The sequence below is a fragment of the candidate division WOR-3 bacterium genome, from assembly GCA_011052815.1.
Lineage (GTDB): Bacteria > Hydrothermota > Tepidihabitantia > SM23-42 > SM23-42 > DRIG01.
On sequence record DRIG01000079.1, the window covers coordinates 1 to 9,448 of the forward strand.

A 9,448-nucleotide genomic window follows, 5' to 3' on the forward strand; every position below is an offset into this window, starting at 1 on the left:
AATAAACCCCACAAGGCAGGCTTCTTGTGTCTATCCTGGCTTTTTTGCCCGTTATCTCATAGGCAATCACCTCCTTGCCTGAAACATCAAAAACCTTTAAACTTAGAGGTATAGGCATGGTGCCAACGGTTTTCTCTCTGCTCTCTGCACTGTACCCTTTGCCTAAGCTGATATTGATCAGCTTTGAAAACGGATTCGGATATACACCAAAATCTATTCCTGAAGACAAAACCCCTTCCAACTCAGATATTCCACCAGAAAGGTCCTTACGCTTGTAATAAATGGCATTCCTCGCACCTATTGAATCATCCCGAGCATCCTGCCAGAAAAGATGTAAATACCCACCACCACAGGCAAGCGCAGGGTTGGACGAACTGTTTATTGCATCAGTCAATCTTATCTCCGGACCCCAGGTCCGACCCAAATCACTACTCATTCGGTAATATATTTCAAAATTTCCATTACGCTCATCATCCCAGACCAAATGCAAATTACTCCCCTCCGCAAGAATATCTGAAGCCACCGCCCGATGCTGAATCGTTAAAGAATCAATCGGCTCCCAGGTATTCCCCGAATCCCGACTTGCCCGATAAAAGATATCACCGGTCCAGGGATAGGGCGAATACTTATAATCATACCAGACAATATGAATACCACCACTGTCATCACCATCTATTCTAGGTGTCTGACTGCCCACCGAATCAAAATAAGAAACTATCATACTATCAGGCCATGTTGAACCATTATCAGAACTTTGTTTAAACATAATCTCCTGACAATAGCGAGTAACTTGATATGTAAAATTAACTAATGGTGAAGATACGTAATGTCGAACATAACATCCATAGCCAACTATCTGCAATGGTAACCAAATATTACCACTATCAATACCCAATCTAAAAATTATATCACCAGGATCACGACCTCCAGCTAAGAATATCGTATCGTTTGACATAGCTACATCTTGATAAACTTCGCCCTGTAAAGTAGAATCAATGCTACTCCAGGTTATCCCTCCATCGGTACTTTTTTTGAACAAAGTTCCAAAATCTTCCTCACACCAAAAAACATAAATAGTTGAACCATTGCAAGCAACAACAGGCATCGTACCACTCTGCTCATCCTCCACACTCAACCGCACCGGCTCAGACCAACTCTCCCCAGCATCAGTTGAACGCATATAATAAATCTCATCATGCCCGGTATATGCCTGCCACCAGACCAAATGTATCGTATCCCCACAACACGCCGCCCTCGGATACCATCCACCACCCTGCATATAGGTCAATCGCACATCCGGACCCCAACCCACCTGGGCAGATAAAAAAGAAACAGCAAGTAAAAGGGAAAAAGTAAATGAATAAAAAGGGAAATGAATTTCCATAGAAAGAAAATTTAAAACAATATCTCTTCCCATCTTCTCCTCTCAGTTATTGTATACTGCAACGCAAAAATGTCAAGTAGATGACATGCTGACTCCTCTCCTTTTTTTCGTTTTGATTGACCCTTCTTCTCCGTCATTGCTTCGTTCCACTCAGGACAACGTCTGAGTTTGCCTTCTTTCTCTGTCATTCTGAGTGAAACGAAGAATCTTTATCAGTCATTAGTTATTGAGATTCTTCAGTCGTCTGCTTCGGGCAGACTCCGTCAGAATGACAAAAGAGCGGGCAGAGGGATGATAAAAAAGTGGAGAGGAGTCAGATAACTCAAAGGGCGGGAAACGAAAACAAAATCTTAGACGGGAGAGGTTAGAATATCTATAACTTGACAGAGGTTTAAAATTAAGGTATATTTCATCTCTGTGAAATTTTATTCACGAAGATTTAATAACAGCAGGGGGCCGAAGTGAAAGGAACGCATACGACGAAAAATGTTTTTCTGTCTCTGACGGGCTTTGTGCCTCAGAGAATACTTCTCTCAAAACTTATTGATACGAGACCCAGATTTTTTGAAGTTTTTGAGGGAGCGCTTCTTTTTGCCGATATTTCGGGCTTCACTGCAATGAGTGAAAAAATTACATCCTTAGGTAGGGAAGGTGCTGAAGAGGTTACGAGGATTATAAACGCATTTTTTGAACCGCTTATCAAGATGATCATTGAATGGGGCGGTGATATCTACCGCTTCGGCGGAGATGCGATACTTGCCTTTTTCCCGGCTCATTATAATAAGTTATCAGCCGGCTTCCGAAGTGTCTGCGCGGCGCGGCAGGCGATAGATTTTGTTCAAAAGCACAGAACAGCGAAGACGAAAGCAGGGGTTTTTAAAATAGATATGCATATCGGCATTACCAGAGGACCGATATTTTTCAAGGATTTGAAGACGGATTTTTTTCTCGGCGGAGAAGCGGCGAATAAGGTGATTGAACTTGCTGATCAGGCACAGGCAGGGGAGATTATTGTGGACGGCGGAATTAAAAAAGAAGCCGAGGGTTTGATTTTTAAAAGATTATCTTCCGAGGTTTATAGATATAAAGAGGTCGGCAGCAGATACCGAAAGATCACGGTGCCGCAGAAGACCGTGGTTGGAGGTCAGGGGTCGTTTGCTTTTTTTGAACAAAAGACGGCTGATTTAAAGAATTATGTGCCGGATTGGCTTTATAACCGCATTAAATTGAAGCCGTTCTTTGACCAGAAAGACGGAGAACACCGAAAAACAGCAGTCGTTTTCCTGCACTTTGCAGGGCTCCCTTATGATAGAGATCCACGTCTCGCTGCTTCGCAATTGAGCAATATGTATAATCTGCTTCAAAAACTTATAAAACAGTACGGGGGATGGTTGAACAAGATCGATCTTTATAAAGACAGCGCGCGATTTCTTGTCGTCTTCGGTTTTCCCACTGCATACGAAGACTATGAACATAGAGCTGTTCTCTTTGCATACGATTTTTTCAATCATCAGGAAATGAAAAAGATTGATTTGAGGATAGGAATCAATTCAGGATTCGTGTTCGCCGCGCCGGTCGGCTCTGAGATACGGCGGGAATATACGGTTATGGGGGATGCCGTAAATCTTGCCGCCCGGCTTGCCGCCCGTGCTTCGAATAATACGGTGGTGGTGAGCGAAACCGTATTTGATAGAACTTACGGCGCATTTGAATACCGGATGCTCGGCAGGAAAAAATATAAGGGTAAAAAAGGATACATTTCTGCTTATAAACTCTTGAAGAAGAGGCAGGTCGCCCAGAAGCCATTGTCCCGCTGGGTTTCAGAGAGTGAAAAACTTATCGGCAGGGATAAAGAAAGTTGGATTTTCAAAAAATTGATTCCACTGGTTCGGGAATCCAGGGGGCAGATTTTGGGGATCTCCGGTGAGGCGGGGATGGGGAAATCACGTCTTGCCGTGGAGTTCGTCAGGATGCTTGAAAAAGCAGGGTTCCGAATATTCAGCGGAGACTGTCTCTCGTATGATAAAACACTGCCTTATCATCCCTGGTTGAAGATTCTGAACGATCTGTTCGGTATTTCACCGACCGACACCCCTTCAGTTCAGAAACGGAAGATGAAGAGGCTGATTGAAAAGGTCGATAAAAAGCTCATTAAATGGCTGCCGGTGGTCGGTGAAGTGCTCGGTACAGCATTCGCCGGAACGAAGTTCACGGGATTTCTCGACGCCAGGGCGAAAAGGCAGAAATTTTTTGATATTATTTTCGAACTCTTTAAACATCAAATGCGGAGAAAACCGATATGCGTGGTCATTGAGGATTTACAATGGGCAGATACGGTTTCAAAGGAGTTGATTAATTATATCGCCAGGAACATCAGTGATAAGAAATTCTTTTTCCTTCTGATCTTCAGACCGTTGAAGAGCAAAGAAGAATTTATGGAGAAGAAATTCTATACGGAGATCTCGCTTAAAGAGCTCAGCAGAAAAGAGACCGCGGAACTGGCGGGCGGTCTGGTGAACATCAAATCGCTTCCCGAGGTCTTTAGAGAAATAATTATTAATAAATCCCAGGGGAATCCTTTTTATGTTGAGGAAATCATCAAGTCGTTTATCGAACAGGGTGTTATCTTTGAGGATAAAAACGGTAAATGGCGGTTCAGTGCAGAAGTCAAAAACATCGCCGTTCCCGATAATGTCGAGGGTGTGATACTGAATCGGATTGACCGTCTGGATATCCGCGATAAGGAACTTCTTCAGACGGCGTCGGTTCTGGGAAGGGAGTTCGACGGATTTATTCTGGAAGGGATATATTATGACAAGAGACTGTTGAAGCAGTCATTGCAAAATCTTAAACTCCTTGATTTGATAAAGGCGGAGAAAAAGAGAGGAAGGGTCAGGTATATGTTCAAGCACATCCTTACACGGGAGGTCGCTTACAGTACTCTTTCGTTTGCCAAAAAAAGAGACCTCCACAAAGCAGCCGGTGGGTTTATCGAAAAGAAGGTGAAGAAGAGGCGCGAAGAATTTATCGGCCTTCTCTCATACCATTTTTATCACGGCATGGATTATGAAAAGGCGCTGCTGTACTCTGTCGAAGCCGGAGAGAAGGCGAAGAAGGTTTATGCAAATAAGGAAGCGATTGAATTTTTCACACGGGCGATAGATTCTTATGGGAAACTTGAGGAGAAATAATAGAAGACCGGGATTACCGGTGGAGAATTTTTTTGATGTCTGAAAATTTTGAAGTGGAACTTCTGATCCGGGCGCTCAGAGGGAGATCAGAGGTCTATAATCTTATAGGCGAAAACGAAACGGCGCTTGAGGATATCAACCGTGCTCTTCTGCTTGCACATAAGAACGGTATCAACAGGAGTGAAGCAGGGTGTTTCCTTCAGTTGAGTGAAATTTACGCCTCGATCAGTAAATATAAGGAGATGAAAGACTCCGCCTGGAAGGCATTCTGTATCTTCAAAAAAGCCAGGGATAATAAAGGTGCATCCGGCAGCCTTAATAACATCGGTTATGTTTACGGCATCCTCGGTGAGTACCCGAAGGCGATTGAATATTTTCATAAATCGGCAAAACTGCAGAAAAAGATCGGTGATCACGAAGGTTATGCCGTAAGTCTTGACAACATCGGTGCTGTATACAGCAGAGCGGGTGATTATCAAAAGTCCCTTGAATACCATAATCGGGCATTGAAGATATTCAAAAAGATCGGTAACCGTGTGGATGAAGCGATCTGCCTTAATAATATCGGTTATGTGTACGACATGCTCGGTGAATTTGTGAAGGCGCTTAAATATTACAACAAATACCGGAGTTTGAGCGAAAAGACCGGTATTCTGGAAAGCCAGGCGACGAGTTTGAATAATATCGCCGGTGTCTACAGAAAATTGTGTGATTATCCCCGGGCGCTTGAATATTATACTCGCTCATTGAAGATAAGAGAAAAGATAGGTGATCGGTATTACCAGGCGTTGTGCCTCAATAATATCGGGCTGGTCTATATCATGCTGGGTAATTATCCAGAGGCTCTTCGTTTTTTCGGTGAGTCGCTGAAATTACGGAAGGAGATCAATGATCGGCTGGGAGAGGTGGAAAGTCTCTGTTCCGTCGCCACGGTTCATATTGTGCATGGAAGATTTAACGCCGCTGAAACGGCTCTTCGAGCCGCGGAAAAGATCGTCTCAAAGGTGAAGATAAATTCAGTATCAGCGGCTCTCTATGTTACTTTCGGTGAGCTGGAATTGAAGAGGTATCTGGGGCGGCACCGCGGCGCTAAGAAGCAGAAAAAGTTTTTACACCATCTGAATAAAGCGAGGCAATACAGCAGGATGGCTCTGAAGTTTACCGATAAAGCCGGGGTGAGTTTACAGCGGGCCGAAGCGTTATTATTGGCAGCACGAGTCGGGATTATGGAGCAGAAGCGGCGGGCGGTTGAAAGATTCAGGGAGTCTTTAAAGGTTTTTGAGGCAATGAAGATTCCGACCGGGGTTGCCGATGCTTATTATAAATATGCCGAGGTGCTGTATAATACCTCGGAACCAGATGCCAGAAAAGAGAGCCGGCGGTATTTTGAAAAGGCGATGAGTATTTATAAGAAGGTTAAACTATTCAAGCGAATAGAGGAGTTGAAGAAACAATTTGCGAAGTGAGTGAAAGGGTAATAAAAAAGCGGGCGCTGGCGCCCGCTTTTTTATTACAAAGTTTTTAATGTTCCAGAATACGAAGTCCCTGGACAGGTTGAAAAGCAACACGAATTTCAACTTCACCGGTATTGGTGTTTATGCTTTTGACTTCAACAAGCCCGTAATAGCCGTCATTGGTGTAGACTCCATAAGCAGCGTTTGTTGCGGTGATCTCAGAGGTGTTGTAATAACCTGATGCGGGAAGGACGGTTACGTTGTCAAAGCTTTCAGTTAATGCGTTTGTGAAACTTGAAGAATTCCAGGAACCTGACATATTCCAGGTGACCCCGGGATCAGTCTCGACGAGGTCGGGACTGATGAAGCTGTAAGAACTGCCACCATAACCGGCAGCCCAATCTGAAAAATAGAAGTCGATAAACGCCGCATTGGTCGCGTCTGCCATTGAGTAGCTGGTGGCTGAACCACTGGTTCTGTCCCAGCCGAGGCCGCTGTTTCCTGAAGCATTGATTTCAGCAAGGGTGATGTTGTCGGCGACGACCGGAGCTGTGCTTACTGAGGTGCTCGGGTCACTTTCGTCTTCGCCGATATATGCAGTGACATAATAAGAACCTGTTTCCTGGGGGTCGGTGTGGGTATACCCGGCAGTGGCGACTGTATCGATGGCCGTACCGTTGAAATAGACGATATACCCGTCAATCTCTTCGATTACCTCGTCCCAATCGAGCACGACATCTACTTCATTGGTTGCGGCGGTGACTGTCAGGTTTTCCGGTGCAGTGAGTGTGACTTCGCTTTCACATCCAATGAACAGAACGAACAAAAGGGACACAATTGAAAGAGCTAAGATTCTTTTCATTATTTCCTCCTATTTTATCTTTACTTTGGGTGGTTTACTCGGTGCCGGTGGTTTTGGAGCTGTTGTTCCACCTTTTTTATGGAATTTTTCGATGTGGTCGTTGTACAGCGTAGTTAAAGAATCAAGAGCTGTCTGGAGATTACCGAGGTCTGTCTGTAATGTCTCGACCTGTGCCTTCAACGTATCAAACTGTTCCTGCGAGACACCACCCATTCCTTCTGGCGGCTGGCAGCCTATTACTACTAAAGCAATAGCAGCAACCAGCATTATTGCGATTGTCCTCATTTTTCCTCCTTGTTTTGCTTAACGCGATGAATGGAGCATCGCTCTCATTCATTAACACCCTGCTGCTCATCTGCAGCTTTCCCCCTCCATAATCTGCAGGGGGGATGGGCCTAAGTGGAATCGAACCACTCACCTCACGCTTATCAGGCGTGCGCTCTAACCAACTGAGCTATAGGCCCTCCTGATTAAAGATTAGAAATTATAGTCATTCAAGCGAATTTGTCAATAGCCTTTTAAAATAGGTGTTTTTGAGCCTGGTGACCAACTGCAGTCTTTCTTTTTCGTTCTTCTCAATAGCTGTTTTCCGGGCGTTGTAGATGGAGCCGAAGTAAAAACGGTTGAATAAAAGATTGAATATCAATATTGCATCGATGTACTTCTTTTTCTTTACGGCGTTGTAAATAAGATAAACAGAACCGCCGGTCAGAAGAAAGTCCTTTATACCGAGCTTTACATCACCGGCATATACTTCACCGGCACCGGGACAGAAGAATGAGAGGAGGGCGGCGGTTCTCTGCGAAGTTTTCGGTTTCCTTATAAACTCATCAATCTCTTCGGCGATTTTATAATCACCGCCTGCTGTAAAAGAATTGCGGGCACTTACCAGTCTGCCGTCAAGCAGATAACTTAAACCGAGTAATCTTTCTTCGTCGGTTTTGAGCAACAGCTTACTTGCTTCATAAAAATTTCCCGCATTCAGATAACACTTCGCTATTTTGACCAGGGCTTCTGGTTCCATCTCCGGGAATTCATCGACTATTCTTTTCATCTCATAGAGCCCTTTTGTTTTATCGATTTTCAGTAATGAGTTTGCGTAATTTATTCTTTTCTTTATATTTGAAGAGAAATCCGGATAAAAAAAGAAGATTCTTTTATACTCGATGTATGCAGTTTCATAATAATTATTCGCATATAAAGAGTCCGCGAGTGAAAACTGAGAGAATAAAAGGATGCAGATGATCACTTTTCTTTATCCGATTCTTCTTTTTCTTTGGCCAAAGCTTCAATGCTCCAGAGATATTTTTCGTTCTGGTAATAATTATAATTGCGCACCGCATTGATTCCTCCGTAGATGTTCGCCATATAAAAGAGGACCGCGGTGCCGAGCGAAACACCGAATTTCAGCTCTTCTTTCTGGGAGTGATAATAATATGACAGACCCGTTGCGGCGCCGACAATCAAAAGAGAAAAGAATCCGTCACCGATTCTTCCGCAGTAAAAATGGCCGCCTCCGGGCAGTAAAGAGAAGATCGCGCCCAATATCGGTTTTTTGTAATGAGGAAGATTCCCGGGTAATTTCAGATAATTACCGGCTTCCTGAAAGCGGAATTCATTTGCGTATGTCAGGCCAGTGAGTTCTTTTGCTCTTTCTTTATACGGGAGCCCCGCGAGGTTGAGATAATAGCGGGATGAATCATATATCCCAGCCCGAAAAAATATTTCACCTTTTATGAAATTCCTGCGGCCGGTGTTTTTGATTGAATTCGATTCTTTTACGGCTTCATCATATCTTTTCAGTTGAACAAGACAGTCGATTATTCTTTCATAAGTAATTTCCGGGATGGAGTCGGCAAGAAAGAGGTAACGCCGGTATTCATTGAGTGCCGCAGAATAATCTTTTTCTTCATAGAGGAAATCGGCGAACCGCACTATTTTGTCGGGTGCAAACAACTCTGTCTGGGAAAAGAGAAAAAGAACAATCAGCGGCATAAGACAATTATTTGAACTTTATGTTCACTCCTTCTCAGGGCGGCGTCGTTTTCTTGATTTTCCGAAGATGTAATTATTCTCTACGGGATCGTAGATCTTATTGTTTTTTATCCCGGCATAATAGGTGTTGAAATGTTCAAACGCCCAGTGATTACAGCGCATAAGTCGATCCGCCGCCATTAAAGAGCCCCATATCGGACCATACTTCTGAACCGCCTTTTTGGCGAAACGTGAACAGGAGGGGGTAAAATTGCAGACATCCCCCTGGGATGTTGAGACAATTTTCTGGTAGGTCTCGAGCCCGGTCTTTATGATGATCTTCAGCGGATTGGTTTCGTATTCGGGGCGGTTCAGAAGCAGGAAGCCAAGAAGTATGCAGGTGGAGGTCATTTTGCTATTTCCACGACCCTTTTTTCCCTTATGAGCGTCACCTTTATCTGGCCGGGATACTGGGTCTCTTTTTCTATCCGTCGGGCGACTTCCTGAGCAAGACTTTCCGCTTCCAGATCAGATATTTTTTCCGGCTGAACCATCACCCTTATTTCTCTTCCCGCCTGGATTG

General features: G+C 44.1%; 9 protein-coding genes and 1 tRNA gene. 2 read left to right on the forward strand and 8 right to left on the reverse strand.

The annotated features are described in order from the left end of the window. Positions 1-1,417, reverse strand: a 1,417-nt coding sequence (locus tag ENI34_07335) for a hypothetical protein (protein HEC78939.1), incomplete at its 3' end; no start/stop codon positions are given. A gap of 428 nt (positions 1,418-1,845) precedes the next feature. On the opposite strand from ENI34_07335, the gene ENI34_07340 reads away from it, so the two are divergent. Further along, positions 1,846-4,575, forward strand: coding sequence for a hypothetical protein (locus ENI34_07340; GenBank protein ID HEC78940.1), 2,730 nt, complete (start codon positions 1,846-1,848; stop codon positions 4,573-4,575). Positions 4,576-4,610: 35 nt separating this feature from the next. Continuing rightward, positions 4,611-6,041, forward strand: coding sequence for a tetratricopeptide repeat protein (locus tag ENI34_07345; protein HEC78941.1), 1,431 nt, complete (start codon positions 4,611-4,613; stop codon positions 6,039-6,041). A gap of 55 nt (positions 6,042-6,096) precedes the next feature. Here ENI34_07345 and ENI34_07350 read toward each other — a convergent pair whose 3' ends face one another. From ENI34_07350 to ENI34_07380, 7 genes are all read right to left on the reverse strand, one after another. Further along, positions 6,097-6,891 (reverse strand): hypothetical protein, encoded by a 795-nt coding sequence (locus tag ENI34_07350; protein ID HEC78942.1) that lies wholly within the window; start codon positions 6,889-6,891, stop codon positions 6,097-6,099. 9 nt (positions 6,892-6,900) lie between these two features. Then, the gene (locus ENI34_07355; GenBank protein HEC78943.1) at positions 6,901-7,176 is read right to left on the reverse strand and encodes a hypothetical protein; all 276 of its coding nucleotides are present in this window, start codon (positions 7,174-7,176) and stop codon (positions 6,901-6,903) included. Positions 7,177-7,281: 105 nt separating this feature from the next. Beyond that, positions 7,282-7,355 (reverse strand) — tRNA-Ile (locus tag ENI34_07360). 26 nt (positions 7,356-7,381) lie between these two features. Next, on the reverse strand, positions 7,382-7,945 hold the full coding sequence (locus tag ENI34_07365; protein ID HEC78944.1) for a hypothetical protein: 564 nt from the start codon (positions 7,943-7,945) through the stop codon (positions 7,382-7,384). A gap of 191 nt (positions 7,946-8,136) precedes the next feature. After that, on the reverse strand, positions 8,137-8,886 hold the full coding sequence (locus ENI34_07370; GenBank protein HEC78945.1) for a hypothetical protein: 750 nt from the start codon (positions 8,884-8,886) through the stop codon (positions 8,137-8,139). 24 nt (positions 8,887-8,910) lie between these two features. Beyond that, positions 8,911-9,276: a membrane protein insertion efficiency factor YidD gene (locus ENI34_07375; GenBank protein HEC78946.1), complete on the reverse strand. Its 366-nt coding sequence runs from the start codon at positions 9,274-9,276 to the stop codon at positions 8,911-8,913. Next, the coding region (locus ENI34_07380; protein ID HEC78947.1) for a ribonuclease Y at positions 9,273-9,448 on the reverse strand (176 nt) is incomplete at its 5' end. The genes ENI34_07380 and ENI34_07375, both read right to left, overlap by 4 nt.

What these genes read in the sequence shown, in the direction of transcription:
- ENI34_07345 (HEC78941.1), top strand. Translation starts at nt 4,611, where the DNA reads ATGTCTGAAAATTTTGAAGTGGAACTTCTGATCCGGGCGCTCAGAGGG.
- ENI34_07350 (HEC78942.1), bottom strand. Translation starts at nt 6,891, where the DNA reads ATGAAAAGAATCTTAGCTCTTTCAATTGTGTCCCTTTTGTTCGTTCTG.
- ENI34_07355 (HEC78943.1), bottom strand. Translation starts at nt 7,176, where the DNA reads ATGAGGACAATCGCAATAATGCTGGTTGCTGCTATTGCTTTAGTAGTA.
- ENI34_07365 (HEC78944.1), bottom strand. Translation starts at nt 7,945, where the DNA reads ATGAAAAGAATAGTCGATGAATTCCCGGAGATGGAACCAGAAGCCCTG.
- ENI34_07370 (HEC78945.1), bottom strand. Translation starts at nt 8,886, where the DNA reads ATGCCGCTGATTGTTCTTTTTCTCTTTTCCCAGACAGAGTTGTTTGCA.
- ENI34_07375 (HEC78946.1), bottom strand. Translation starts at nt 9,276, where the DNA reads ATGACCTCCACCTGCATACTTCTTGGCTTCCTGCTTCTGAACCGCCCC.